The 26,038-nt window shown below is 53.3% G+C and carries 19 protein-coding genes; 7 read left to right on the top strand and 12 right to left on the bottom strand.

The genetic code is table 11. The annotated features are described in order from the left end of the window. Nucleotides 1-34 precede the first annotated feature (34 nt). Together LKK83_RS08230 and fraC are read right to left on the bottom strand one after the other, a co-directional pair. Entirely contained in the window at nt 35-1,009 is a 975-nt protein-coding gene (locus LKK83_RS08230; protein ID WP_324630574.1) for a DUF5357 family protein, read from the bottom strand. Then, a complete protein-coding gene (gene fraC / locus LKK83_RS08225) occupies nt 1,006-1,530 on the bottom strand; it encodes a filament integrity protein FraC (protein WP_324630573.1) in 525 nt (174 codons plus the stop codon). Before fraC ends, LKK83_RS08230 begins: the two co-directional genes overlap by 4 nt. A gap of 369 nt (nt 1,531-1,899) precedes the next feature. Here fraC and LKK83_RS08220 point away from each other — a divergent pair, with 369 nt between their 5' ends. Further along, the gene (locus LKK83_RS08220) at nt 1,900-3,033 is read left to right on the top strand and encodes a cob(I)yrinic acid a,c-diamide adenosyltransferase (protein WP_324630571.1); all 1,134 of its coding nucleotides are present in this window, start codon (nt 1,900-1,902) and stop codon (nt 3,031-3,033) included. A gap of 10 nt (nt 3,034-3,043) precedes the next feature. Here LKK83_RS08220 and LKK83_RS08215 read toward each other — a convergent pair whose 3' ends face one another. The 5 genes from LKK83_RS08215 to LKK83_RS08195 form a co-directional block, all read right to left on the bottom strand. Continuing rightward, nucleotides 3,044-3,187, bottom strand: a complete 144-nt coding sequence (locus LKK83_RS08215; protein WP_324630570.1) for a hypothetical protein — start codon at nt 3,185-3,187, stop codon at nt 3,044-3,046. A 766-nt stretch (nt 3,188-3,953) separates the two neighbouring features. Continuing rightward, nucleotides 3,954-6,734, bottom strand: coding sequence for a chloride channel protein (locus LKK83_RS08210; protein WP_324630569.1), 2,781 nt, complete (start codon nt 6,732-6,734; stop codon nt 3,954-3,956). A gap of 121 nt (nt 6,735-6,855) precedes the next feature. Further along, nucleotides 6,856-7,026, bottom strand: a complete 171-nt coding sequence (locus tag LKK83_RS08205) for a hypothetical protein (protein WP_324630567.1) — start codon at nt 7,024-7,026, stop codon at nt 6,856-6,858. 8 nt (nt 7,027-7,034) lie between these two features. After that, on the bottom strand, nt 7,035-8,354 hold the full coding sequence (locus LKK83_RS08200) for a TldD/PmbA family protein (RefSeq protein WP_442957296.1): 1,320 nt from the start codon (nt 8,352-8,354) through the stop codon (nt 7,035-7,037). Between the two features lie 157 nt (nt 8,355-8,511). Further along, nucleotides 8,512-9,390, bottom strand: coding sequence for a Tab2/Atab2 family RNA-binding protein (locus LKK83_RS08195; protein WP_324630566.1), 879 nt, complete (start codon nt 9,388-9,390; stop codon nt 8,512-8,514). Nucleotides 9,391-9,582: 192 nt separating this feature from the next. Between LKK83_RS08195 and rtcA the strand changes: the two genes are divergently transcribed. After that, nucleotides 9,583-10,608, top strand: coding sequence for an RNA 3'-terminal phosphate cyclase (gene rtcA / locus LKK83_RS08190; RefSeq protein WP_324630565.1), 1,026 nt, complete (start codon nt 9,583-9,585; stop codon nt 10,606-10,608). Nucleotides 10,609-10,673: 65 nt separating this feature from the next. On the opposite strand, the gene ilvD is transcribed toward rtcA, so the two are convergent. Further along, a complete protein-coding gene (gene ilvD, locus LKK83_RS08185) occupies nt 10,674-12,356 on the bottom strand; it encodes a dihydroxy-acid dehydratase (RefSeq protein ID WP_324630564.1) in 1,683 nt (560 codons plus the stop codon). Between the two features lie 286 nt (nt 12,357-12,642). Between ilvD and LKK83_RS08180 the strand changes: the two genes are divergently transcribed. The 4 genes from LKK83_RS08180 (at nt 12,643) to LKK83_RS08165 (ending at nt 16,760) form a co-directional block, all read left to right on the top strand. Continuing rightward, entirely contained in the window at nt 12,643-13,479 is an 837-nt protein-coding gene (locus LKK83_RS08180) for a pentapeptide repeat-containing protein (RefSeq protein WP_324630562.1), read from the top strand. A 379-nt stretch (nt 13,480-13,858) separates the two neighbouring features. Continuing rightward, nucleotides 13,859-14,503 carry a hypothetical protein gene (locus LKK83_RS08175; RefSeq protein ID WP_324630561.1) on the top strand — a complete coding sequence of 215 codons (645 nt, stop codon included), beginning with the start codon at nt 13,859-13,861 and terminating at the stop codon, nt 14,501-14,503. Between the two features lie 315 nt (nt 14,504-14,818). Then, nucleotides 14,819-15,433 (top strand): CP12 domain-containing protein, encoded by a 615-nt coding sequence (locus LKK83_RS08170; protein ID WP_324630559.1) that lies wholly within the window; start codon nt 14,819-14,821, stop codon nt 15,431-15,433. A 322-nt stretch (nt 15,434-15,755) separates the two neighbouring features. Next, a complete protein-coding gene (locus LKK83_RS08165; RefSeq protein WP_324630557.1) occupies nt 15,756-16,760 on the top strand; it encodes a pentapeptide repeat-containing protein in 1,005 nt (334 codons plus the stop codon). A 269-nt stretch (nt 16,761-17,029) separates the two neighbouring features. Here the strand turns inward: LKK83_RS08165 and LKK83_RS08160 are convergent, their stop codons facing one another. Beyond that, nucleotides 17,030-19,315, bottom strand: coding sequence for a 6-phosphofructokinase (locus LKK83_RS08160; RefSeq protein WP_324630555.1), 2,286 nt, complete (start codon nt 19,313-19,315; stop codon nt 17,030-17,032). Between the two features lie 91 nt (nt 19,316-19,406). Between LKK83_RS08160 and LKK83_RS08155 the strand changes: the two genes are divergently transcribed. Beyond that, on the top strand, nt 19,407-19,613 hold the full coding sequence (locus LKK83_RS08155) for a hypothetical protein (RefSeq protein ID WP_324630554.1): 207 nt from the start codon (nt 19,407-19,409) through the stop codon (nt 19,611-19,613). 5 nt (nt 19,614-19,618) lie between these two features. On the opposite strand, the gene LKK83_RS08150 is transcribed toward LKK83_RS08155, so the two are convergent. From LKK83_RS08150 to nifJ, 3 genes are all read right to left on the bottom strand, one after another. Next, the gene (locus LKK83_RS08150) at nt 19,619-20,854 is read right to left on the bottom strand and encodes an ATP-dependent 6-phosphofructokinase (protein WP_324630552.1); all 1,236 of its coding nucleotides are present in this window, start codon (nt 20,852-20,854) and stop codon (nt 19,619-19,621) included. A gap of 280 nt (nt 20,855-21,134) precedes the next feature. Beyond that, nucleotides 21,135-22,160 carry a dihydroorotate dehydrogenase-like protein gene (locus LKK83_RS08145; RefSeq protein ID WP_324630551.1) on the bottom strand — a complete coding sequence of 342 codons (1,026 nt, stop codon included), beginning with the start codon at nt 22,158-22,160 and terminating at the stop codon, nt 21,135-21,137. 103 nt (nt 22,161-22,263) lie between these two features. Beyond that, nucleotides 22,264-25,872 carry a pyruvate:ferredoxin (flavodoxin) oxidoreductase gene (gene nifJ, locus LKK83_RS08140; protein WP_324630550.1) on the bottom strand — a complete coding sequence of 1,203 codons (3,609 nt, stop codon included), beginning with the start codon at nt 25,870-25,872 and terminating at the stop codon, nt 22,264-22,266. Between the last annotated feature and the right edge of the window lie 166 nt (nt 25,873-26,038).

Genomic DNA, 26,038 nt, shown 5'->3' with positions numbered 1-26,038 from the left:
AGAGGGGTTTATCTCCTCCGTTCCCGGCGCAGAGTCACGGATTTTCTGAGCGAATCCGGATGGCGGGTTGGCATTGGAGGGACCCGCGCCCTACGGCGATCGGGGGAAGTTCCGCGCTTCCGGGAGTGGGTTGAGCTAAATTCCGCTCGATCTGACAGTTTTTTTTCCACTTCAGTGGCGGGTTATCCGAGGGGGATCTTTCCCAAGTTGCAAATAACTGTATTAAATACCCCCCTTGGGTTTGCACGATGATTTCTGTCAGGTTCCACCATTGATTTTCCGGTAGGGGCGAAAGTCGGGTTTTCACTTGGTTTTCCAGCTCCTTGTTTTGGGTTTCCCACTTCGATACCAATAGCTCCACTTTCCCCCACTGTTCTCCCTCCACTTGACTGCGGATAAACGCTTCCATCGAGTTTAAAATACTTTCCCCGCGCGCCGGGATTTCCTCTAAGCGACCGACTCTAATTGCAAAGGAACTCTGGTTAAAATCCCCCGATTGCAATAACGTCGGATAATCGGCTATCCCGCTATTAATTAACAATAAAAATTGCAACCAGCAACTCACCAGTAAGTTGGTAAACAACAACCGCACCAATTGCGGGCGCACTTCCACCGGGGGCGCGGTGAGTTTCATTTTGGGTAGCACTTTTGGCAAAGCGGCGATCGCTGCCGCCAAAATCGGCCAACTCCAAATTCCTATCTGAATGAACCAGCGATCGGGTAAATATTCAAAAAATAAAATGGTCAGCAATAATCCAATCGCCCACGGCCCCAAATTAATCCCCAATATTTTCCAGGGTTTTTCCGCTTGCCACCAGGTGGTTCCGACTATAAAAAATACCCAAGCCGCATTGTTGGTTAATTCGTAGGCATAGAGGGCCGGCGGCACCTGCAGCAAGGAAAAGAAGGAGACGAGCCAGGAAAATATGCTTAACAATACACAGGTTTCCCAAGAAAAAGGCTGGGTCGGTTTTAGCTTTTCTATTAATTTAACTATCCACTTTATCATCGCACGGGCAAAAACTCTTTTAACAGCAAAATTGCTAATATGGTACTGTTACTGTAGGCATGACCCCATAACACGGTTAGGGCTTGTCGGCGTTCGGGAGATTTTTTGATTTTGCGTCGAGAGGAGCTAAGGGGGGACTCTGGGTCGTCTTCTTGCAGGGGATAATTCGGATCGCTCAGTCGATTTAAGTTGACTAAAACAATGACTTTCACAAAAAAAGTTAGCCAAAATATGACAAATGCAAATAAGATAATCCACCCGCCGACATTCGGTCGGAGTCGATTAAAAAAGATATATTCTAGGAGTTGTATTTTTATAGAAGGTGACAGCAATTTGTAGAGGTAAAAAAACAAAATCCACCCCAAAACTGCCGCCACCAAATTCATCGAAAGGGCGTATTCGACGCTCATTTTGCGGCTGAGGCGAATTTCTCGATGCAAACTATTGGATTCGATGGCGATGGAAATGAGTAAAAAAAATGCTTGAAAGATAATGGCCGTAATGGGTAAAATATAGAACATCAAATGGTCTCCCCATCGGGTTGGCGAAGTGGTGAAATTCCTACCCTTAGTTTAGCCGATCGCCGATCGCGTTTGATTGCGGGGGTGAGGCGTCACGGATCCGGAGGTGGCGGAAAAATTTTGGCCTTTGAACCAGATTCGCCGCACTCTCCTTTTCTCGCGTAGCAGGTTGGCGATCGGGCGAGGTTTGGAGGAGCCTCATCTCGTAGGGATACTGAAAAGGCGATCGTGCCGCCTGTGGGGAGGGATAAGCCCTTCTCATCAAGACATCACCACCGGGCGTCGCAGGTGGAGGAGCATTCATCAGTTGTTTTTTGGGCGACGAAACCTCGGATAATAGGAATGGAGTGGACTAGAAAATACTCGCATATGACAAGGACTGGTATTGGCATTCGCACGGCTCAAGCGTCTCACGAGCGCATGGTGGGTCAGATTCACGTGTATGATGGAGCGGGTAAGGGCAAGTCCCAGGCGGCCCTGGGGGTGGTGTTGCGCTCCATTGGTCTGGGGATTAATATGCCGCAGCAAAGCCGGGTTTTGCTGTTGCGGTTTCTCAAGGGACCGGCGAGAGATTATGAAGAAGATGCGGCGATCGAGGCGTTGCAAAGAGGATTTCCTCATTTAATCGATCAGGTTCGCACTGGTCGCGCGGAATTTTTCGGCCCGGATGAAATTACCCGCTTCGACCGACAGGAGGCGCAGCGCGGATGGGATGTGGCGAAAGGCGCGATCGCCTCGGGTCTCTATTCTGTGGTGGTGCTAGACGAACTCAATCCGGTTTTGGATTTGGGGCTGTTATCGGTGGATGATGTGGTTCGTACCCTGAAGCACAAACCCGAACATCTCGAAGCGATCGCTACCGGGCGATCGGCACCGAGCGAATTGTTGGCCATTGCAGATTTGCACTCGGAAATGAAGGCTCACTACCACCCTACGGCGGCGGAACGGGGAATTACGGGGATTGAAATTTACACCGGGTCGGGAAAAGGGAAGTCTACCAGTGCGTTGGGAAAAGCGCTGCAGGCGATCGGGAAAGGAATTAGCCAAGATAAATCCCACCGGGTGTTAATCATGCAATGGCTGAAAGGGGGTAGCGGATACACGGAAGATGCGGCGATCGCGGCGTTGCGTCAAAGTTATCCCAATCTGGTGGATCATCAGCGCTGTGGCGGGGATGCGATTGTCTGGCGGGGTCAACAAAAGGAAATCGACTATGTGGAAGCGGAACGCGGATGGGAAATTGCCCGATCGGCGATCGCCTCGGGTCTTTATAAAACCATTATCCTCGACGAACTCAACCCCACGGTGGACTTAGAACTCCTTTCCGTCCAACCGATCGTGGAGGCGTTACTGCGCAAACCCAAAGACACCGAAGTGATTATCACCGGGCGCTGTCAGGAAATCCCCGATTATTTCGATTTAGCCAGCATTCACTCCGATGTCTTCTGTCACAAACATTATGCCAATCAAGGGGTAGAACTGAAACGCGGGGTGGATTTCTAAGTTCTGGATTCTAGGGGTTAGAAACCAAGGGGATGAAAGTAGAGACGCGGTTAATCGCGTCTCTACGCCGGTGCAATCCTCCCACCGATTGGTGACGGGCACCCACCTGGGCGCGATCGCTGGGGGGTGAGGGTCGATTTGAATCAATTTGCACTCAACTTGCCACGTTTCCCGGCAAAAAAAACCGCGATCGCTCTCCAGAAAACGGCGGAAATTGGAGCATTTTACCCGTTTCCCGCGATTGGGAATTTAATCAATTTTATGGCAAATTCACCGCTAAACTTTTAGCCAGTGCTCTGGCGAGAGAAATTTGGATTTTTTGGGTTGTGTAAGAGATAACAAAAAACTTGTATCTGGGATAACAATACCTGAGAAAACTTTTCGTAACCTACCGCATTTTGTAACCTTTGTCAATGAAATCTGTCACCAGAAAGCTGAGCGTGCGATCGCGGTTTTCTGCGGCCAAATCGTTCATAATAAAACCATAAATGCTACAAGATTTTTGGCTATGTTCGAGAAAAACTGTGTGGGATTATGCTGCCGCTCTTGTCGCTATTACTTGCCAGAAGGGCGGCGAGGCGGTCATTGTCAGCAACTTGGCGTGCCGGTGCGTGGGAGCTGGAGAACCTGTTCTGTCGCCCGGGGAGTCTTTGGCAATGACTGTCAAAAATTGGAAAAATTCACGCACTGGAAACAACCAGAAGGCGTAGGGGTTTAAAGGATGAATTAAGCGGAATCAATCCTCTATTGTAACAAATGGAGAATGGAGAAGTTGTTTGTAGGGTGGGCAATGCCTACCCTATCACGTTTTGATTGTCAGCCGAAGATTTTGTTGGGTGGGCAGCGCCCTTAGATTAGGCGCTGGGATGATAAATTTGTTGGTAGGGGTACTGCCCACCCGACGATTCGATTGTGAATTTTTAAAAGCCGATCGCGCTGCGGACGAGAATCACGGTACAGTCACAATTGCGAGCGATCGCTTCTGGAATATTGCCCATCATCACTTGTTTTAACATGCCCTCGCGACTGGCACCGAGAACGATAGCATCGCAGTGATTGTTATCAACCAAATCGATTAATGCATCCACCACAGAAGCGGCACAAATCGACAGACAAGAGACATTTCCGTTCACTTTGCGATCGAGAAGTTTGCAAGCGCGGTCGAGGACATTCGCATCCGGAGGCGGATGATTGGGGCCAAACACCTGACAGAGGCAGACTTCCGGATGACCGGCGATCGCCACCAAATCCGGGAGCAATTCAACCATTGCCATTGCATTCGGACCGCCGCGCAGGGGAACCAACCAGCGTCGAAAAAGCAGATTAAAAATCAGCGGCGAGCCAGTTTGTTTTGAGCCGCCGCGACTTTTTGGAAGTGCAGAGGTGATTCCGGAGGCGTGCCGATGGGGTACGGGGGGAAACGCCGCATTAAACTCCCGACGTTTTAACTCCATTTCCCGAGAGGAGAGCAGTTGCAACTTTTGAGTCACGGTGCGGCCCCATTTGATTAAAACCACATCGCAAGCAGCTTGACGAATCACCGTATCGGCGATATCGCCAAAAATCCGATCCGGCGTCGAGCTATTACCCTTCCATCCCATCAACAGCAAATCGATGTGACGTTTTTTCACCGTTTCGAGCATAGCGTGAGCCGGATTGTGGGCGACGCGCACCTGAGTATGTACCGGAATATCGCAATTGCGACCGATGCGTTCTGCCCGACGCAGGAGACGACGAGCGGCGATCGTTTTGACGGGAGTTTCGCTGGGGGGGCGATGACGAGAAACGGAAATCGCGTGCAGACATTCCAGTTCCGAGTGACGTTGCTGGGCGATCGCGGCGGCGAAGCGCAGTAAAGCCGGCGCGGTTTGCGGATTTGACAGCGGAACCAGAATGCGTCCGCGCCCGATAGCGGGGGCGCGGGTTTGATAGACCACATAAGAAGGTTGCAGGGGAGAACCCAACTGATTTTCCCCAGTGAGGCGATCGCTTTGCGCCCGAATAATATCCGTGCGGGTAATAATTCCCACCAACTTGCGACCTTCGGTGACCGGCACCCGACTGAGGCGGTAACGGTTGAGCTGATAGAGGACCTCGCTGAGGGGGTCATCCGGGGAAACCCGCACTGGTTGGGGGGTCATAATTTCCGTGAGGGGGTGAAACCCGGGAAGATTGCGCTTGCCAATTTTCACCAAATCTGTTTGGGTGACAATCCCGACTAATTTGCCATCATCCACCACGGGAAAGCCACGATGATGCGATCGCGCGAATGCCTTCACCACTTCATCCAGGGCCAACTTGCTGCTCAGGGTCTCCACCCGACGCTGCATGACGTCCGCCGCCCTCACCTCACTTAAAGCATTATTACCCGCTCCTTCTCGCGGCAGTTCGATGCCCTTTAATTTTAACAATTTGTCATAAAGCGACCCCGGCCATGCGGTTTCCGAGACTAAATAAGATACCACCGCCCCAATCATCAACGGCAGCACTAAATTAAAATCGGTGGTAATCTCGAAAATCATTACCACCGCTGTAATAGGGGTTTTCGACACCGCACAGAAAAAGGCTCCCATACCCGCCAGGGCGTAGGTTGTCGGCAACCCCACCCCGATCAGATCCATTTGCCAAAGACCGATGAGATAACCCAGGGCCGACCCCAATATTAAGGAGGGGGCAAACAAACCTCCCGGCGCGCCCGAACCTGCTGCTACTATAGTGAGGATAAAGTGAGTTAAAAAGGCGATCGCCGATGCCTGTAAGTCTGCTTCTCCCCCGAGGAGAAACTCGCGCAACCCCGTATTGTTACGAAATAACGCCGGCAAAAAGGCGATCGTCACGCCGCAAATCCACCCCGCCAGGGCCACCCGCAACCACATGGGCAGTCGGCTGAGGGTGCGACGATTGAACTGTGCCGCCGCCACAATGCCTCGGGTAAATAACGTCCCGAACACCCCGGCCAAAATTCCCAATATCAAATAAAACGGAATCTCCGGCGCGGAAAAACGGGTGTCAAACGTGGATAACCCAATATTGAGGTCCAAACTTTGACCGCCGAGAATCCGGGAGACTACCGCCCCCACAAATGAGGCAATAATCGCCGGACCGAGGGTAAACCCGGAAATATCGTGGAGCAGTTCTTCCACGGCAAATAATACTCCGGCGATCGGGGCATTAAACCCCGCCGCTAAACCCGCCGCCGCGCCCGCTGCAATTAACTGGCGGCGATAGTCTGGGGAGGTGGGAAACCAGTGCCCGATTTGATTGGCTAAAGCGGCTCCAATCTGCACCGTTGGGCCTTGCCGCCCCAAGGTTAGCCCGGATCCCACGGTGACGATGGTGCCGAGGAGTTTGACGATCGCCACGCGCAAATCCAGGGCTAAGGAAAATCCCCCTAAGGCGGCTTTCACTTGCCCAATCCCACTCCCCCCGGTTTCCGGTGCAATGCGTTCCACGAGCAATCCCGCCAATGCGCCCCCCACCAGTCCCACCATCGGCAGCAATATCCAACTCGAGAGGGTGGTGGAGGCATACAGTCGCCAGGATCCGAGCCACCCCACTCCTTGTTTGAGAAGTACCGCCGCCAATCCCGACACTAACCCGATCAAACCGGCTTCAAAAATAGCAAGGCGTTTCGGTTGCAGAAAAACGGATCTCAGCCTTGCCGCGATTTTCGCGCTCTTTGAATCGTAAAAGAGCCACATAACGATTAAGAATTGATTTTTTTTGGCTGCTAGATAATTTTATCGAGGGCACAAAGGGGAGGCGCGATCGCAGCGATCTGATTCCCTGCGCCGCCATCCCCTACCCCCACCGACTCACGGCTTAAAATTTTTCGCCGCTGTTCTCATTTTTCCCCTTCGGTTTGACCTCAGAACAATTTTCCGCCCCAATGGCACTCGGGGCGGGTTCGCTTCCGGAGTCGGTGGGTTGACAATGTTTGCCCTGCGATCGCCCCGGGGCGATCGCAGTTTTCTTTGCCCACAGACTCCGCACTCGCGGGGTTACGAGGATTGATTTTTCCCCGTCACGTAGAGTCCGGACAGGATCAGGGACGGGGTATAGCAAGAGCCGTTCCATTCCGCATCGGCCCCGATTTCCACCAGTTCTTTGACGGCGGTGTACACGTTGCCGGCTACCATCGTGTCTTTCACTCGTCCGATGATTTCGCCATTTTTCACCCGAAAACCGAGATCTACATTAATGGAAAAATCTCCAGAAATGCCGGCCCCGCCACCGAGGATTTGATCCACGATTAATCCTTCTTCGAGTTGGGCGATGAGTTGGGAGAGGGAGTGGGAACCGGGTTCGATGTACCAGTTGAATAAACCGGGGGTGGGATAGCTGCCTAAACTGGGGCGAAATCCGTTACCGGTGGTGCCGATGCCGAGTAAGCGCCCGGTGGTGCGATCGCAGTAAAAGTTTTGTAACATCCCGTGGTGGATAAAGGTGATGGTTTGGGTGGGGGTGCCTTCATCGTCGAAGGGGCAACTATATGGTCCGGCGGTGGGTTGTTGAGAAATGGTTAATTTCTCGGAGGTGACGAGTTGCCCGATGCGATCGCTCCAGGGAGAAGACTGCTCTTTGACTCGTTTGCCGTTGACTGCGGCTTGTAGGGTTCCCCAGAGCATATCTGCGGCTTTGGCGGTGAATAATATCGGCAAGCCTCCGCTGACGGCGGGAACGTTTTCTTTACTCCAGGCTAGGCGTTGCAAAATTTGCTCGGCGATTTCTGTGGGTTGCAGGGTTCCGCGCTGGATTTGACCGTCGGAGACGCTGAGGAAGTCATCGCCGCGCACCCATTCGGCGGATAGGTAGCCGCTGAGGGTGGTATCTTTGTAGCTACAATGCAGTCCTTTGCTGTTGAGGACGCGGGTGGTTTCGCTTTCGCATTCCCACTCGCCGTTGCAGATAATTTCGGGATAGGCATCGCGCACCAAGGCGATCGCTTCTTTGCCCCACTCGACTAACTGTTCGCTGCTGATGTTTTCGCCGATGTCTTCATAGGAAATGGCTTTGTTTTCGGTCAGTTCGATGATTTCGGGTTGATTTAATTCGCTCAACGCCAAGGCGCGATCGACTAACATTTGCGGTTCTACTGGCCCATAGGCAACCGCTATCCCGGGACGCCCATTTTTCCACACTCGCAGGGCCGTTCCTTCCGACTGGGTACTTTCCAGTTGTTTGAGTCGGTTGGCTTCAAAATAAACCGGTCGCGAGTGGGCTTTGGACTGAAATATTTCTGCTTCTTCAGCACCGGATTTTTTGGCGATTTCTAGCAATTTTTCTGCTAGTTCTTCGGCTTGCAAATGTTCAGAACCCATAATACTTCCCAGTTGAATGTTGCAGGATAAATGGTGAATTTTTCTGGCAATATTTGACCACAAAACTTGTCCCGGTAGAAGGGTTCTGCGACTCGGTTGAAAATTTATCCCTTCTGTTTCACTCAGGTATTTTTCCTTTCGCTTGTCGGGTTGCCATTTACCCCAGGTTGAGTTCTGGTAGTAGCCAAAAGCCGGCAAATGATTCGGAATTCGGGTCGGACTGAATGGCGATAAAGTGAACGCCGCTGGCTTGTTCTTTGGCGGTTTGAAATCCTTCGGCTTCTTGCTTGGTTTGGGGGTCGGTGATGTTGGCGAGAATCCAGCGATCGCTAAATCCGGTTTCTAAAATTAATTGTGCCGGCGAGTCTAATTTTACTTGCACGGCTGCCAATTCCAAACCCGACATCCATCCCGCCAGGGCTTTGGCTCGGGCGGAGAAAATAATCAATCCCGGAATGCGGGTTTCGGGGGTCAGGTCGGGGACTAAACTTTGCTCGCCTAAAATGGGGAAGGCTTCGCAAAAGTCAATTTCCCATTCTTGCATTTCTGCAAAGGCATCGGCTTCTAAGGTGACGAAGGCCCATTTTTCGCCCCGCAAGGCGTCGGGGAGGGGTTGGGGATCGGCAACTTCAAACCGCACGGAGGCGGTGGGCTTGGCTCCTTGATACCCGGGTTCGTTGGGGTAAACGCTTTCCATGCGCTGTTCTAACCATCGCTGCAGGGTAATGGTGCGCCGGGAGGGTTTCGGGAGTAGCCCCAAGTCTTTGCAGGCTTTGGTTATCATGTTGTTCATCTGGCGACGGAAGAAGCGAATCTGCGTCGGCGGTTTTGGGGCGGAGGCGATCGCTTCTTGGATTGCATTTCCCAGCCAGATAGAGTTGACCTGCGTACTGGGACAATATTTGCTAAAGCGAAATAATTCTTCTGTAGAACGGGTATCGCTGGGACTCTCGCAGATGAGCACTTCCCAGCGTTTTTTCCCGTTCTCGTCGAGAATTGGTTTTGAGTAAAAATCGAGTTCCCAGGTTTTCCTCATCAGGTTTGCGCTATTTTGTCGGCCTACTATTTATTTGCGATCGTATCATTAAAGGGATTCGCGCTTGCTTTCTACCGGATAAAAAACATCTCTGCGAGAGTGGGCGGCGATCGCGCCAACCCACTTCGTTCCTCCCAGCTCTTTCCCATTCCCTATATCATAAAAACGCACAATATCACCCAAATTTCATCAATGATTTATATCGATGGTTCTTATGGCGAAGGCGGCGGTCAAGTGCTGCGAACTTCCCTCACCCTCGCCACCCTCACCGGCACGCCTCTGCGTCTCGATCGCATCCGCGCCAAACGCAAAAAACCGGGTCTGGCGGCGCAGCACCTCACCTGTGTGAGAGCGGCGGCAGCTCTGTGCAATGCGGAATGCAAGGGGGATGCCCTCGGGGAGATCGCCTTGGATTTTATCCCCCAAACTCCCCCCCAACCGGGAGAGTATCTGTTCGATGTCACCACCGCCGGCGCAGTCTCTCTCATCGTCCAAACGGTGCTGATGCCTTTGGCATTGACCCCCGGCGAGTCCCTGATCGCCCTGCGGGGGGGCACTTACGTGCCGTTTAGCCCGCCGGTTCCTTACCTGCAACAAGTCTTTTTGCCGCTACTGGAACGCATGGGGGTATCAGCAACGGTGGAATTAGTCAAGTGGGGCTGGTATCCGCGCGGTGGCGGCGAAATTCAATTGCGCGTCACCGGCGGGGGTGCCCCCAGGGGTCTGCAGTTGCGCGATCGCGGCGAGTTGACTCAGGTGCGAGGTCTGGCGGTGGTCACGGAGTTGCCTTCTCACATCCCGCAACGGATGGCGAATCGGGCGGAAAATGTCCTGCGCGATGCCGGTCTGTATGCGAAGGTAGAACCCCGTCGGGAAAAAGGGATAGCGCCGGGGGCGGCTCTGTTTCTCACCGCCGAGTACGAACGCAGTTTTGCCGGATGCGGGGCCTTGGGCCGCAAGGGATTGCCCTCGGATCGGGTGGCGGATATGGCTTGCGAGGCATTGTTACAGTTCCACCACAGTGATGCGGCGATCGACCGCTTTTTGGCGGATCAGTTACTCTTACCGGCGGCTTTGGCGTCTGAGGAAAGTCACTATCGGGTGGCTGACGTGACCTTGCATTTAACCACCAATGCTTGGGCGATCGAACAGTTTGGGTTAGCAAAAATTCATTGCAGTGAAACTGAAAAAATCATCTCGGTTTATCCCACCGGATAAGCAAGGCGTTCCCCCCTGGGGGGAACGCGAGCCGCTCTAAGTGCTATATTAAGTGCCTCTACCCCCTACAATGCCAAATCCGTTACCGCGCCGAGGCTGCTGGAAGAGACCAGCTTGGCAAATTTTGCCATCACGCCTTTTGTATAACGGGGGGCGGGGGGTTGCCAGTTGGCGCGACGCTGAACCAGTTCGCCATCGGGGACATCCAGGTGCAAGAGGCTTTGGTGGGCGTCGATGGTGATGGTATCGCCTTCTCGAACTAGGGCGATCGTACCGCCCACGGCGGCTTCTGGGGCCACGTGACCCACCACCATGCCGTATGTCCCGCCGGAGAAACGACCATCGGTAATCAATCCCACGGAGTCGCCCAATCCTGCGCCGATAATCGCGGAGGTGGGGGCGAGCATTTCGCGCATTCCCGGGCCTCCCTTGGGTCCTTCGTAGCGGACGACGACGATATCGCCGGGTCTAATCTGACCGTCGAGAATGGCTTTCAGGCAGTCTTCTTCGGAGTCAAATACCCGCGCCGGACCGCTAATTTTTGGGGTTTTCACGCCGCTGATTTTGGCTACTGCGCCTTCGGTGGCCAGATTGCCTTTGAGAATGGCTAAGTGCCCTTGGGCGTACATGGGCTTGTCCCAGGGCCGAATCACTTCTTGTCCGGCGGGGGGTTGGGAGGGAATGTCGGCTAACTGTTCGGCGACGGTTTGGCCGGTAATGGTCAGGGCATCGCCATGCAGCAATCCCCGTTCTAGTAGCATTTTCATCACTAAGGGGACGCCACCGGCTTGGTGGAATTGGGTGGTGACGAACCGACCGCTGGGTTTGAGGTCGCACAGGACCGGGACGCGGGTGCGAATGCTCTCGAAGTCGTCTAGGGTGAGGGGGACGCCGGCTGCATGGGCGATCGCCAGTAAATGCAGTACGGCATTGGTGGAACCGCCTAAGGCCATAATTACGGCAATTCCGTTTTCAAATGCCTTGCGCGTCAGGATCTGGCGCGGCAAAATTTGCTGGCGAATGGCGTTGAGGAGGACTTCGGCAGATTTTTCGGTACTTTCGGCTTTTTCGGCGTCTTCTGCGGCCATTGTGGAGGAGTACATCAAACTCATGCCCATCGCTTCTAATGCGGAGGACATGGTGTTGGCGGTGTACATGCCACCGCAAGACCCAGCGCCGGGACAGGCGTTTCGTTCTACGGCGAGGAGTTCTTTTTCGTCGATTTTTCCGGCGCTGTATTCTCCTACGGCTTCAAAGGCACTGACGATGGTCAGATCTCGCCCGTCTAGGTTCCCGGGTTTGATGGTGCCGCCGTAGACGAAGATGGCGGGAATGTTCATGCGGGCCATCGCGATCGCCGCCCCGGGCATGTTTTTATCGCACCCGCCAATGGCTAGCACTCCATCTAGACTCTGCCCGTTGCACACGGTTTCGATGGCGTCGGCAATGACTTCGCGCGAGACGAGGGAGTATTTCATGCCTTCGGTTCCCATCGAGATGCCGTCGCTGATGGTAATGGTGCCGAACAGTTGCGGCATTCCACCGGCATTCTCTACGCCGCTTTCGGCGCGTTTGGCTAGGATATCCAGTCCCATGTTGCAGGGGGTAATGGTGCTGAATCCGTTGGCAATACCGACGATGGGTTTGGTAAAGTCGTTGTCGGAAAATCCCACGGCACGCAACATGGCGCGGTTCGGCGATCGCGCGGGTCCTTGGGTGACGACTTGGCTTCTGACATTCTCGGACATTTTTCTTTCCGTTAACTGAGTGCAATTTTAGGGGTGGGGGTTAGAACGAAGGCGAGATTCTTGTTGTTTTTCGCCTCTAGCATAAATTCCCTCTTTTTATTGTCTCAGACTGTACGACGCTTGGCGAATTTTCCTCTACCGATCCGGGGGTCTGTCTACTCTTGAGCTTTCACCTTTCTCCCGCTGGCGATTTCTGGGCTTCTACCCTTCGATCTGTGCTATGGAACAGGATAAATTGGAAGCACGGACAACTAACGTAACTCAAGACACAACAGAGGCCGAGAAAATGGATGTCAATGAACTGCTTGAACAATATGAGGCGGGAGAACGGGATTTTCGCAACATTAATTTAATTGGGGCGAATCTGGCTGGGGTAGATTTAAGTGAAGCTAGCCTGCGAGAAGCAGACCTGCGTCAAGCTAATTTTCAGGGTGCAAAACTGAATGGGACTAACTTAAGAGAGGCCAATCTGATGGGGGTTAATTTTCATAAAGCTAACCTCAGAGAAGCCAATCTCATCGGCACGAATTTAACGAGAGCAGACTTAAGTGAAGCTAACTTAAGTTTGGCTAACTTAAGTCGGGCAGTGGTGGAACGGGCTAACCTGGAAAAGGCTAATTTAATTGAGGCGATCGCCAGCGAAATTCGCCTCAGTTGGTCGAATCTCAAGCAAGCAAACCTCAGTCAAGCCAATCTCAGTCGGGCTAATTTAAGTGAAACCAACTTAACCCAAGCCAGTTTGGAGGGCGCTAACCTCACCATCGCCATTCTCAGTCGCTCGATGATGGAACAGGTTAACCTCAGTAATGCTACCCTCAATGGGGCTAATCTCAGTAACGTGAATCTGCGCCAATCTGATTTGAGCCGCGCGACGATGAGCGGTTCTAATTTGGCGGCGGCTGATTTATCCAAAACTCAACTTCGGGGAACTAATATTAGTTGGACGACTATGCGCGGTACTAACTTACAGGGCGCAAGTCTCTACCGCGCTAACCTCGGATGGTCCAATATGACGGGAGCTAATCTCACCGATGCCATTTTGATGGATACGAATATGTATCGAACTAATTTGCGCGATGCGAAGTTAAGTGGGGCGATTATGCCCGATGGTACGCCTTACTAAACCACCACCTAGGCTCTCTCTTCCCCCTTGACTGGGGTGGCGCTACAGGTTAAAGTTGAAAGTTTAAAGGATAAAGAAAAACTCTTTACGCTTTCAACTTTCTCTTTTTTCTTTTCTCCTCGATGGGTTTCGACTGAATCATTTAAGGAAGGCTGCGAACTTTTTCAACCCTGCTTCGGTCATTTTTAACCACGGCTGCGTACAATTAAATATCTACCTGTGCGATCGCTCAATTTTCTCGGTTGTTTTCTGATTGTCTCTCGCGGCTGACATGGGTTTTGCTCGAGCGACGTGGTGGTAGAGCAAGCGTTTTCATCAGGGTGCATTCATTCGTTTTAGCCGCATCACAGGCTCAGCTCATCGAATAGCAAATGGATCAATGATCTCGATCGGTACTTTTGCGATCGTCAGTTTTGCATTCAGCGATGTTTCGCTTGCATTACTGCGTCCCCCCACCCTCTCTAACCCTTCGGTCAAACCAAGGCAAGAACTACCACAACTTCTGGCAGTTGTCAACCCTTATAACCCCTTTGCTCCCGAGGAGGTAGACCTAGAAAATATCCCCTGTCGCAACGAACCGGTGGGTTTGGGAATCCCCGGCTTTCAACCAGGAGTCCCCAAATCAGCAGTGATCAAAATGTTCGGCGCTCCCAAGTACAAACTTCCGGGCTATTGGCCCAATACCAATGCCTTTAGCTACGAACTGATTCCCGATGAGGTCAGTTTGGGCTTTTTATTCGATCGCGATTCCCAATTACTGCGCCAAACTGAGGCGTCTTTCGCTCAAAGCGTCAGTACCGAGATTATTTTGGGCACGCTCAATAGTATGTTGGGTTGTCAGCTCAACCCGGAAATTACCCAGGGTTTTCAACAAGTCTGGCTCGGTGAAACCCCTAGTTACTCTTTTTCTCTGGACCATCTCAATGGCATCATCCACTGGGAAGAGCGCGATGTTCTTTCTGGCGTACCACCCCCCCATCCGCGCGTCTATATCGGCATTTGGGAAAAAGGCTTGCATCGCTAAGGCGTCGCTCAGTGAGTCTTCTGGTTCGCAATTGCTCCATTCTCAATTTCTACCCTCAGGGGCGGGTTGATGCGCGCGATCGCCCCTCGGAGTTATTTTACCCGCCACCTGCCCCGACTCGACCCGGGGCGCGATCGCTAAAACCCTGGCTTAAAACTTCCCTACGCCAAGGGAAAGGATAAAAAATTCTCAATTCAAGATTCAAAATTGTTAATTCAATATTAAATCCGGGCAGGAAAAAGGAATATGAGGGGTCGATTTTCTATATGATGAACCTAGGAGCGAAGAGGTTCACGAACAAGAGGTTCGATACGAATGATGAAAGCCCAAGATATAATGACCCAGGATGTGGTGACTATTCGCGGCTCCGCGACAGTTGCTGAAGCAGTTAAGTTGATGAAGGAGAAAGGGTTGCGCGCCCTGGTGGTGAATCGGCGGCACGATGAAGATGCCTATGGGATTGTCACGGAAACGGATATCATTTACAAGGTGGCGGCTTATGGCAGCGACCCGAAAAAAATCCGCGTTTATGAAATTATGACCAAGCCGTGCATTGTGGTCAATCCTCATTTAGGGGTGGAATATGTGGCGCGGTTGTTTGCCAATACCGGTATCCGCCGCGCGCCAGTCATCGACGGATCCCTGCTCGGAATTATCTCCATCACGGATATCCTCCGCAACAGTGACTTCGTGGAACAGCCGAAGGCTGTGTATTTTGAAGACCAAATTCAAAAAGCGGTGGAGGAAGCGCGGGCCATTTGTGCCGAAAAAGGTCCGACCTCTCGCGAATGTGCGGCGGCGTGGGATGCGGTGGAGGAATTGCAAGCTGAAGCCTCGCACCAGCAGGCTCGCAAACCCGCGAAAACTGCGTTTGACGACTATTGCAAGGAACATCCAGAGGCGGCTGAGGCTCGGATGTACGATGTCTGAGGCGAGCAGTTGTTAAGCTGACGGCTTGCTTTGTGAGGCGACAGTTCTGGAACCCGCCAGGACCGTAGCCTCACATTGTGTGTCGGACTCTGGAGCTGCCTGTTTACCCAATTTCTCCCGCAACGAATTATTTGCCCTTCGCACCCGCCGGATTTTTGGGTTTTGGATAACGAATTGACAACAGACAATAATTTTACTCTCTACCCATCTAAAATTTGTATTGTATTTTACGAATTGTTGCGAGTTTTGTGGTAAAGAGCGCAAACCTGGCATTCTAGAGGTAGGCGATTTCTAGACCCAGGAAATGGGCAAGGAAAAAACAATGGATGCTTACGACTTACTCAATCGCTACACGGCGGGAGAGCGGGACTTTCGGGGATGGAACCTGAATTGGGCGAACTTAATTGGAGCCATCCTCCAACAGGTGAACTTAGTGGGAGCCAATTTAATCGAAGCGTCTCTGGCTCGCGCCAACTTGAGTCGTGCCTTAATGATGGACGCGAAATTATGCGGTGCATTTCTCTACAGTGCGGATTTAACCTTTGTCAAGCTCAAAGGCGGGAACCTGATCGAAGCCGATTTAACGAAAGCCAATCTGCAAGGCGCTCATTTGGCGAATGCGGATTTAGCGGGGGCAAAACTGAGCGGGGCGATTCTCAAGTGGGTGACATTTTATCGGGCAAATTTATCGTCGGTTAACTTTTGCGGTGCCAATCTCAATGGCATCAATTTCCGCTGTGCGAACCTCACCGGCGCGAATTTAAACTGGACCAATCTTGCGGGGGCGCGATTGAGCGGTGCTTCTCTCAAAGGTGCTTTGTTAAACGGGGTGAAACTCAATGGCGCATTTTTGAATGGCTTAAATTTAGAGGGGATTAATATGAGTTCCCTGAATTTAAGCGATGCAAAATTGAGCGGAGCCAAATTGCAAGGTGCGAATTTCACCGGGGCGGATTTGCAGGGTAGCCAACTGCGAAATACGGATTTTGAGTCCGGAAATCTCAAGCAAGCCAACCTGCATCAAAGTATGATGAGAAAGGCTCATTTTCAGCGCGCCAATCTGATGAAAACCGACTTGCGCGAAACGGATATGCGAAATGCGGACTTGTCTGGGGCGAATTTGAATTTGGCTAACCTCGCCGGTGCGGATCTCAGTGGCGCAAATCTGCAAGGAGCGTATTTGTGGGGGGCGGATCTCGATGGTGCTTGCTTGCGCGATGCGGATTTGCGGGATGCGAGTTTGCGGGATGCGGCGTTGCTGGGTGCGGATTTGCGCGATGCCAATCTCACCGGTGCGGTAATGCCAGATGGGAAGATTTACGCTTAGTTTGGTTTGGGGGGTTGACTGAGATTCGGTTCAGTTTGGGCAATTGCTCGAGGGACGGTTGTGGCGGGGGGGTTTATCCACTTTTTTCCCAACCCCAAGCCTGTTGCTGAACTCGTCCCGACAATCGCCCTGGTGCATCTCCCTCGCCGCCGTGCAGATGAATCCCCGATCGCCGGGGTGGGAGAATGGCGCGGGGGGCGATCGCCAGAGCTAGCCCGGGGAGGAATAGCTCGGCGGGTAGGATCCGATGGAAAGCAAACGGCTACAAGTTAGCGATCGCGTTCTGGATCCGGTTGAGCGAGAATCTTGCCGATCGGCCAGACTTCTTGCAGCCACCACTGCACTTTCGGGCGCTGCTTATCTTTGTCCACCATGCGGGGCATAAACGCCAGGTCGATAAAATCGATTTTACCGCCTTCTACCTGCATAAGCGCGCCGGTGGGGGTGGACTGTTGCGCTTCGGCGATTAAAAAGTCCAGGGCTTGAGCGGCGAGACGAGTGGCTTGGATGCGATCGAACGGACTGGGATCGCCGCCTTGCTGCAAATGGCCGAGAATCGCTTGGCGCACCTGAAACACGTCTTTCCCTTCTTCTGCAAGCAAATCGCAGATGAACTCGCTGTCATACACCGAATGAGCGTTTTCATTACAAATAATCAACCCGACGCGCTTGCCTTGCTTAAACCCCTCAATCAGGGTACACAAGTCAGTTTGCAAATCCCGCAGGGTGAGTCCTTCCTCATTAATATACACTCGTTCCGCCCCAGTGGCCAAACCGCTCATCACGGCCAAATATCCGCAGTAGCGGCCCATGACTTTTACCAAAAAGCAGCGATTCGACGCTACAGCGGATTGCTTGATTTTATCCACCGCTTCGATGATATTGTTCAATGCCGTATCGGCACCGATACTCAGTTCGCATCCCGGCAGATTATTATCGATGGAAGCGGGCAAACAGAGGATGGGAATATTAAACGCCGGGAAGGTATCGCGCTGGGAATAAAGCTGATAGGCGGCTTCGTAACCGGTCCACCCGCCGAGAATCAACAATCCCTGAATGTCGTGGGCTTCAATTTGACGGGCGATCGCGTAAAAATCCTTAGCTTTGGGAATCTTGCGGCTGGTACCCAATTCCGAGCCGCCAGTGGTGGCCCAACCGCGCACGCTCAACCAGGTGAGTTGTTTAATATTCCCCTCAATCAGCCCGCGAAAGCCATGTTCCACCCCCAACATCACGTGACCCTTATCGATCGCGAGGCGAACTGCCGCCCGCACTGCGGTATTCATGCCCGGTGCCGCCGCACTGCAGTTGAGAATTGCCAGCCGCAACGGTTTGGTGCGCGGCATGTCGGGCTTGCTGGGTTTGGCTTGCATCAGGGTATGCAGGGTATCATAGGCATGTTTAAAATTCTCACCGCGCAGGTCCATTGCCTTGTGATAATTTCCCTGAGCGATCGCCTGGGCCACGGCATGACTCTGTTGCACGCAGTGCATCAGTGGCGAATGGGTGATGCGGTTGCCGCGCATTCCCATCAGAATCGGCTCGCTGTCTGGGGGGATATCCAGCAATGTGCGAACGGCGGCGTGTCCTAATAAAGTGCTTAAATTGCGATCGAATGCCGTGGGTGCGCCGCCGCGCTGCACGTGACCCAAAATCGTCACCCGGGCATCTTCCCCGAGTCTTTCTTCTAGCACTTGTTTGATATAATTACAAGAAATCGGATTGCCTTTGCGGTCTTTCGCCCCTTCAGCCACCAGCACGATGGAGTCGCGGCGACCGGATTCGCGACCGGCTTGCAACACATCGCACATCTGCTCTTCCCAATGGTCTCCTTCTGGGGGACATTCCGGAATCATTACCCAGTCGGCACCGGTTGCCAATGCGCCCATCAGCGCCAGATAGCCGCAGTTGCGGCCCATCACTTCTACCACAAAGGTGCGCTGGTGGCTGGCTGCGGTGGAGGAAATGGCGTCTACGGCTTCGGTAATCCGGTGCAGTGCGGTATCGGTGCCGATGGTCATGTCGCTGCCGTACATATCGTTATCGATGGATGCCGGTAAGCCGACGATGGTTAAATGGGGATAGCGCTCGGCTAATTCGCGGTCGATTTCGCCGCGATCGCGCAGTTCGGCCAGCAATTCCGGCCATTCCCGGCGAAACACATCGGCTCCCGTGAGACTGCCATCGCCGCCGATTGCCACTAACGCATTAATGCCGTAAGCTAACAAAGTGCGAGCTGCCTGCCGGCGACCTTCGCGGGTGCGAAATTCTTGGCTGCGGGCAGTGCCGATAATCGTCCCGCCTTGATGCAAGATTCCCGCTACATCGTACCAGTGGAACTGGCGGATGCAAGCTTCTGCCGGGGGCGCTTGTTCCCGGGTGCTGGCGTCGGTGGAACAAGCGCCGCCTTGTACCATGCCTTGATAGCCTTCGTAAATGGCATAGACTTCCATGCCGCAGGCGATCGCCGATCGCACTACCCCACGCACGGCAGCATTCATTCCCGGGGAGTCGCCCCCACTGGTCAAGATTCCCAGACGTTTTTTCTTTTCCACAAGTCCCTCCAATTCACTTTAACTCGGTTCATTCTTTAACGAATTTAATACAATGCGCGCAATTTGCCAGCAGCGAGGAAAAAGGGTAAGAATGACGATCGCTGGGGTTGGCGTTTCCCACGGATTCCCAGGCAAAATGGCAGCCAAACTCCCGGCGATCGCCCGAAGCGTTGCCCGGGCCGTTAGCGAAGGGCATGGCAACGCTGACGACCCGGGCAAGAGCCTTTCGGGCATGGTAACGCTAATGGAAGTGGCGCTGTCGGATCCGATTACAATCGGACGGCTCGAACGGAGGTAATGAGATTAGTTTTGCGAGACCAATTCCGGTTCTGGAGTGGCGCTTTTGCCGTTTTCGGAATACTCGGTCTGGGGGGTGGATACCTGGGGGTCGCCGATGTAAATGCCCAGCGATCGCGCGGTTCCCACCATGAAGCCATAAGGATCCACCGGAGAGGGACAGCGGTGTTCTTCGTGGCACTGGCGGACTAACCCGATAATCGTCTCTAAGGGTTTGCTGTCCACTTTTCCGCTTTGCCAGACCACCAGGCGATCGTATTGTTGGGCCGCGATTAAGTCTACCGCTTTGATGCCGAAGCTAGTGGCGAGTAGGCGATCGAACGATGACGGGGTACCGCTGCGCTGCAAGTGACCGAGCACGGTGACGCGGGTATCCACATTCTCCATCTCGCAGAATTCCGGGCGGTCCAGGGAACACATGCGACTGCTGTAGGCTTTAATATGCTTAGCGACAAAATTGCCGATATTTTTCCCGGCTTCTGTAGACCCCTCTTTCACGCCTTCTGCAACTACCACTAAGGCGAATTTGCGCTTTTCTTCACGCAGACTGGCCAGTTTTTCGCACAGATGGGCGATGGTTTCTTCGTTGACCACCGGGGTGAGTTCGGGGATTAAAATTGCATCTGCACCGCCGGCAATGCCCGCGTGCAGGGCTAAGTGACCCGCATCGCGACCCATCACCTCGGCAATCATCACTCGTTCGTGACTGGCGGCGGTAAAGGTGAGATCGTACAGGGCGGCGGTGACGGTATCCACGGCGGTATCGAAGCCCACGGCGCGTTCGGTAAACGGCACGTCGTTATCGATGGTTTTCGGAATGCCGATTAAGTTCCAACCGCCTTTCTTGGCTAAACTGTAGATGATGTCTAAGCTGCCATCGCCGCCGATCGCGATTAAAGCATCGAGATTTAAGCGTTGGTATCCTTCCAGAATTTGGGCGGCGACTTCCGGCTTTTCCGTGTCTCCTTTGCTCAGGGAACCGAGGACGCTACCGCTGAGGAATTGCAGCACGTCGAGTCCTTGCAAAACCCCGGGAATATCGTAGCCATGCTCGTATAATCGCAGCTCTTGGGGTTGGCGATTCCCCTGGGCAATTTCGATAAAGCCGTCGGTTCCGTAGGGAATGCCGTAGACTTCCCAGCCCTTGCGCGAGGCGCATTTGACTACCGCACGGATGACCGCGTTGAGTCCGGGACAGTCGCCGCCGCTGGTGAGGATTCCGATTCGTTTTTGCCGATCCATAAGTTTAACGCCTTCACTTAAGTGCCTAACTTTTTCGTCTGCTTCTACCCTAAAAGATTTCGACGGCTTCGCGGTGACAAAGGATACAAAAATTAATTTTTTAGAAAATATTTAGAATTGGCTGGTGCGATGGATTTTAATGGAGTTGGCGGGGACTTGTCAATGGGTTTTAACATCTATTTACATTCGCGATCGCCTCACCCTAAATTCAGCCGGCAGGCGTTCCCAGGCAAAGGCCCGGGAACGAGGAAACCATCCCGCCGGGGGGCGGGGAAACCGATTATACTGTAGAGGGAGTCACTAACGCTTCGTCGTAGTCAAAGCTTTGGATCACCTTCATGTATTGAGCGCGTTCGTAGGTGGTTTCGTCGGCCACATTGATTTGGCTCATGGTGCCGATCGCTTCTTTCACCGAAGAATACTCGTGTTCTTCCATCCATTCCACCATTTCCCGCTCGATTTCGCGCAGGTGTTCGATGCCGTGACGCAGCAGAGGCGAACAAACTTGTGCCACTTTCGCGCCGACCATCAGCATTTTAACCGCATCGCGACCTTTCTGAATCCCGGTAGTTGCGGCCATATCGGCTTGAATGCGACCGTAAAGCAGGGCAATCCAGCGCATGGGCAAGAGAGATTCTTGATGGTTGCTCAATACCAGATGAGGCCACACTTCCAACTCTTCCGGGGAAATGTCTGCTTGCAGGAAGCGGTTAAACATCACTAAGCCATTCGCGCCCACTTCATCCAGACGCTTTGCCATATTGGCCATATTGGTAAAATAGGGGCTGACTTTGACCGCCAGGGGTATGGTGACATCAGCGCGAACCGCCCGGACAATTTCGAGATATTCTTCTTCGATTTGAGAGGAAGTCTTGTCGGGGTCGGTGGGGATACTGTAGATATTGAGTTCTAGAGCATCGGCACCGGCTTGTTGGATTTGGATGGAGTAGTCTACCCAGTCGCCCAAGGTTGAGCCATTTAAAGAGGCAATAATCGGAACGTTCACCTGTTGCTTGGCGTCGCGAATGTGTTCGAGATAGACTTCCGGTCCTACGTGATAGGTGTCGGGGTCGGGGAAATAGGTGAGCGCTTCGGCGAAACTTTCGGTGTGACTGATGGTGTGATGGTGGAGTTCGTGCTGTTCGATTTTGAGCTGTTCGGCAAAGATACTATGCAGGACGATCGCGCCTGCGCCGGCATCTTCTAGGCGCTTGATGTTGTCGAGGTCTTCGGTCAGGGGGGCGGCGGCGGAGGGGATTAGGGGCGATCGCAGTTGTAAACCCAGATATTCGGTACTCAGATCCATTATCTTTATTCTCCTTGGAAAACACAAGCAGAGGTAGGGTGAGAGGGGAGAGAGCGAGAAATTTTCCTCACTCCCTCGATTTCACCTTACCGGACTTTGGTAGTTATCGTGCGGACTCGGTGGGCGGTGCGCTTTCAGCAGTTTCGCTGCTTTGCTTGCTGTGCCCGTTTTGTTCCCCAAGCTGACGGGCGGCGAGATATTCGTACATCTGCCAGCGCGTATTGATATCTTCTTGGGCTTCTTTCAATAACCGCTTGGCGTCTGCCGGTTTGGTCTTGGTGAGCATCTTGAAGCGGTTCTCGTTGTACATCGAGGTTTCCACCTTTTTCTTGGGCGATCGCATATCCAACTGCAAGGGATTCTTGCCTTCCGCGACCAGATCCGGGTTATAGCGATAGAGCAACCAGCGTCCGGCTTCCACCATTTGTTTCTGGTGCGTCATCGCGGTGGTCATGTTAATCCCGTGGGCGATACAGTGCGAGTAAGCGATAATCAAGGACGGCCCTTCATAGGCTTCTGCTTCCAAGAACACCCGCAGGGTATGTTCGTCCCGCGCGCCCATCGCCACGCTGCCTACATAGATATTCCCGTAGGTCATGGCAATCAAGCCCAGGTCTTTCTTGGGTGCGGGTTTCCCGCCAGCGGCGAACTTGGCCACAGCACCGCGCGGGGTGGCTTTCGAGGCTTGACCGCCGGTGTTGGAGTACACTTCGGTATCGAGGACCAACACGTTGACGTTGCGACCGGAAGCGAGTACGTGATCTAACCCGCCGTAGCCGATGTCATACGCCCAACCGTCACCACCGACGATCCACACGTCTTTCTTCACCAGGTAATCGGCGAGGCTCAGCAGTTGCTTGGCTTCTGGGGAATTCATGCCTTGCAGTTTTTGCTTGAGCTGTGCTACGCGGTCCCGTTGTTCCCAGATATCGGCTTCGGATTTTTGACTGGCATCGAGAATCTGGCGCACCATGTTATCGCCGATGTCGCCGCCGAGTTTGGCGAGCAATTCTGCCGCATATTGGGCGTGTTTGTCGATGGAGACGCGGAAGCCAAAGCCGAATTCGGCGTTGTCTTCAAACAGGCTATTGGACCAGGCGGGGCCGCGTCCTTCGGCGTTTTGCGCCCAAGGGGTGGTGGGCAGGTTGCCGCCGTAGATGGAGGAACAACCGGTGGCGTTGGCGATGACGCTGCGATCGCCGAACAGTTGCGAGAGTAACTTCAGATAGGGCGTTTCGCCACAGCCGGCACAAGCGCCGGAGAATTCAAACAAGGGTTCTTGCAGTTGTTGCTGGCGAATGCGATCGAGGTGCAGGTTGCGGCGATCGGGATTCGGCAAATCTACGAAGAAGGCCCAGTTTTCGTTTTCCGGTTCGCGCAAGGGCATTTGCGCTTCCATGTTAATCGCTTTGCGCGCTGGCATGGCTTTGTTCTTGGCGGGACATACATCCACGCAGATGCCGCAGCCGGTGCAATCTTCGGGGGACACTTGGATGGTGAATTTGGTGCCGCCAAATTCTTTATCTTTGGTATCGATGGATTTGAAGGTTGCCGGGGCGTTTTCCAGTTGTCCGGGGTCGTACACTTTGCCGCGAATCACGGAGTGCGGACAGACCATGATGCATTTGCCGCACTGCACGCAGACGTCGGGATCCCAGACGGGAATTTCTTGGGCGACGTTGCGTTTTTCCCATTTGGCGGTGTCGGTGGGATAGCTGCCATCACAAGGTAAGACGCTCACCGGCAGGTCGTCGCCTTCTTTGATCAGCATTTTGCCTTCCACGTCGCGCACGAATTCTGGCGCGCTGTCGGGAATGGCTGGCAGTTTGTGGATGGTGCTGTTGGCTTCGCCAATGTTGACTTCAAACAGGTTGGCGAGGGTGTTGTCTACGGCTTGCAGGTTCATGCGAACGATTTCTTTGCCTTTCTTGCCGTAGGTTTTTTCGATCGCTTTTTTGATTTCGGCGATCGCTTCGTCCCGGGGCAATACGCCGGCAAGGGCGAAGAAGCATACTTGCATTACGGTGTTGATCCGTCCGCCCATGCCGCTTTGGCGCGCTACTTGGCTGGCGTTGATGACGTAGAATTTCAGGTTCTTGCGGACGATCTGCTCTTGGGTCTCGATGGGCAGGCGATTCCACACTTCATCCGGTCCGTAGGGACTGTTGAGCAGGAAGGTGGCCCCGTTGGCGGCGGATTTCAAGACGTTGAGTTTTTCTAGGAAAATCCACTGGTGACAGCCGACGAAGTTGGCTTGTTGGATGAGATAGGTGGAGCGAATGAGCTGCGGTCCAAACCGTAAGTGAGAAATCGTAATCGCGCCGGATTTTTTGGAGTCATATACAAAATACCCCTGCGCGTAGTTGTCGGTTTCTTCCCCGATAATCTTGATCGAGTTTTTGTTCGCCCCCACGGTTCCATCTGCGCCTAAGCCGTAGAACATCGACCGCACTACGGTTTCCGGTTCGCTGGAGAAGTCGGGGTCGTAGTCGAGTGAGGTGTCGGTGAGGTCGTCTCTGATGCCGACGGTGAAGTGATTCTTCGGTTTGGCTTGCGCTAAGTTGTCGAAGATTCCTTTAATCATCGCCGGGTTGAATTCTTTGGAAGATAACCCGTAGCGTCCGCCGACAACTTTCGGCATGCTCTCGCCGGCCCATTCTTCGTGGATGGCGGTGATGGTATCGAGATACAGGGGTTCGCCGCCCGCCCCGGGTTCTTTGGTGCGATCCAATACCGCGATCGCTTTGGTGGTCTTCGGTAGGGCTTCGACAAACCGCTTCATGTCAAACGGACGGTATAGCCGCACTTTCAGCACGCCTACTTTTTCTCCGCGTTCGGTGAGATAGTCTACGGTTTCGTGCGCCGCTTCGCACCCGGATCCCATGAGGATGATGACTCGCTCTGCATCCGGCGCGCCTTCGTATTCAAACAGTTTGTAGTGCCGCCCGGTGAGTTCCCCAAATTTGTCCATCGCTTTTTGGACGATTTCGGGACACTCGGTGTAGAAGGGATTCACGCTTTCTCTCGCTTGGAAGAAAACGTCCGGGTTTTGTGCGGTGCCTCGCAAGACCGGGCGATCCGGGGTCAGTCCGCGCTGGCGATGGGCTAATACCCACTCGTCGTCAATCAGCGATCGCAGGTCGCTCTCTTCGAGCAATTCTACTTTTTGGATTTCGTGGGAGGTGCGGAATCCATCGAAAAAGTGAATAAACGGTACCCGGGATTCTAAGGTGGCTGCATGGGCGATCGCTGCCAAATCGTGCGCTTCCTGTACTGAAGCGGATGCCAATAAGGCAAATCCCGTCGCCCGGGCCGCCATCACGTCGCTGTGATCCCCGAAAATCGACAGCGCTTGCGCCGCAACGGACCGCGCCGCTACGTGAATCACCGCCGATGTGAGTTCGCCAGCAATTTTGTACAGGTTCGGCACCATTAACAACAACCCTTGCGATGCCGTAAAGGTAGTGGTCAAAGACCCGGTTTGCAATGCACCATGTACCGCACCCGCTGCACCGCCTTCCGCTTGCATCTCGACCACGGAGGGTACGGTACCCCACAGGTTCGGACGCCCTTCTGACATCCACGCATCCGCCCACTCACCCATCGGTGAAGCGGGGGTGATGGGATAAATTGCAATTACTTCGTTGAATTTGTACGCGACGCGGGCAACGGCTTCGTTCCCGTCCAGTGTGGCACGTGTTCTGTTAGTCATTTTCGTCAACCCTTGTGGAGAAACTACCAAGTTTTGCTCGTTGTTGGGCAAAATCTCTTATTTTTTGGGGCAGGGAATATCTCGAACAATGCTTTTTATTCCCTACTCGGTACCTGTATGGAGTTACCCCCTTTTAATTTAATAATTTCATCTTTTTTTCTTCCTT

The sequence above is a fragment of the Phormidium sp. CCY1219 genome, assembly GCF_035615515.1.
Taxonomy (GTDB): domain Bacteria; phylum Cyanobacteriota; class Cyanobacteriia; order Cyanobacteriales; family Laspinemataceae; genus CCY1219.
This window is presented reverse-complemented; position numbering and strand designations above follow the sequence as displayed.

Bases quoted from the DNA above. Each gene is read 5' to 3' on its own strand.
- LKK83_RS08230 (WP_324630574.1), bottom strand. From the start codon at position 1,009: ATGATAAAGTGGATAGTTAAATTAATAGAAAAGCTAAAACCGACCCAG.
- fraC (WP_324630573.1), bottom strand. From the start codon at position 1,530: ATGTTCTATATTTTACCCATTACGGCCATTATCTTTCAAGCATTTTTT.
- LKK83_RS08220 (WP_324630571.1), top strand. From the start codon at position 1,900: ATGACAAGGACTGGTATTGGCATTCGCACGGCTCAAGCGTCTCACGAG.
- LKK83_RS08210 (WP_324630569.1), bottom strand. From the start codon at position 6,734: ATGTGGCTCTTTTACGATTCAAAGAGCGCGAAAATCGCGGCAAGGCTG.
- LKK83_RS08200 (WP_442957296.1), bottom strand. From the start codon at position 8,354: ATGGGTTCTGAACATTTGCAAGCCGAAGAACTAGCAGAAAAATTGCTA.
- LKK83_RS08195 (WP_324630566.1), bottom strand. From the start codon at position 9,390: ATGAGGAAAACCTGGGAACTCGATTTTTACTCAAAACCAATTCTCGAC.
- rtcA (WP_324630565.1), top strand. From the start codon at position 9,583: ATGATTTATATCGATGGTTCTTATGGCGAAGGCGGCGGTCAAGTGCTG.
- ilvD (WP_324630564.1), bottom strand. From the start codon at position 12,356: ATGTCCGAGAATGTCAGAAGCCAAGTCGTCACCCAAGGACCCGCGCGA.
- LKK83_RS08180 (WP_324630562.1), top strand. From the start codon at position 12,643: ATGGATGTCAATGAACTGCTTGAACAATATGAGGCGGGAGAACGGGAT.
- LKK83_RS08175 (WP_324630561.1), top strand. From the start codon at position 13,859: ATGATCTCGATCGGTACTTTTGCGATCGTCAGTTTTGCATTCAGCGAT.
- LKK83_RS08170 (WP_324630559.1), top strand. From the start codon at position 14,819: ATGATGAAAGCCCAAGATATAATGACCCAGGATGTGGTGACTATTCGC.
- LKK83_RS08165 (WP_324630557.1), top strand. From the start codon at position 15,756: ATGGATGCTTACGACTTACTCAATCGCTACACGGCGGGAGAGCGGGAC.
- LKK83_RS08155 (WP_324630554.1), top strand. From the start codon at position 19,407: ATGACGATCGCTGGGGTTGGCGTTTCCCACGGATTCCCAGGCAAAATG.
- LKK83_RS08150 (WP_324630552.1), bottom strand. From the start codon at position 20,854: ATGGATCGGCAAAAACGAATCGGAATCCTCACCAGCGGCGGCGACTGT.
- LKK83_RS08145 (WP_324630551.1), bottom strand. From the start codon at position 22,160: ATGGATCTGAGTACCGAATATCTGGGTTTACAACTGCGATCGCCCCTA.
- nifJ (WP_324630550.1), bottom strand. From the start codon at position 25,872: ATGACTAACAGAACACGTGCCACACTGGACGGGAACGAAGCCGTTGCC.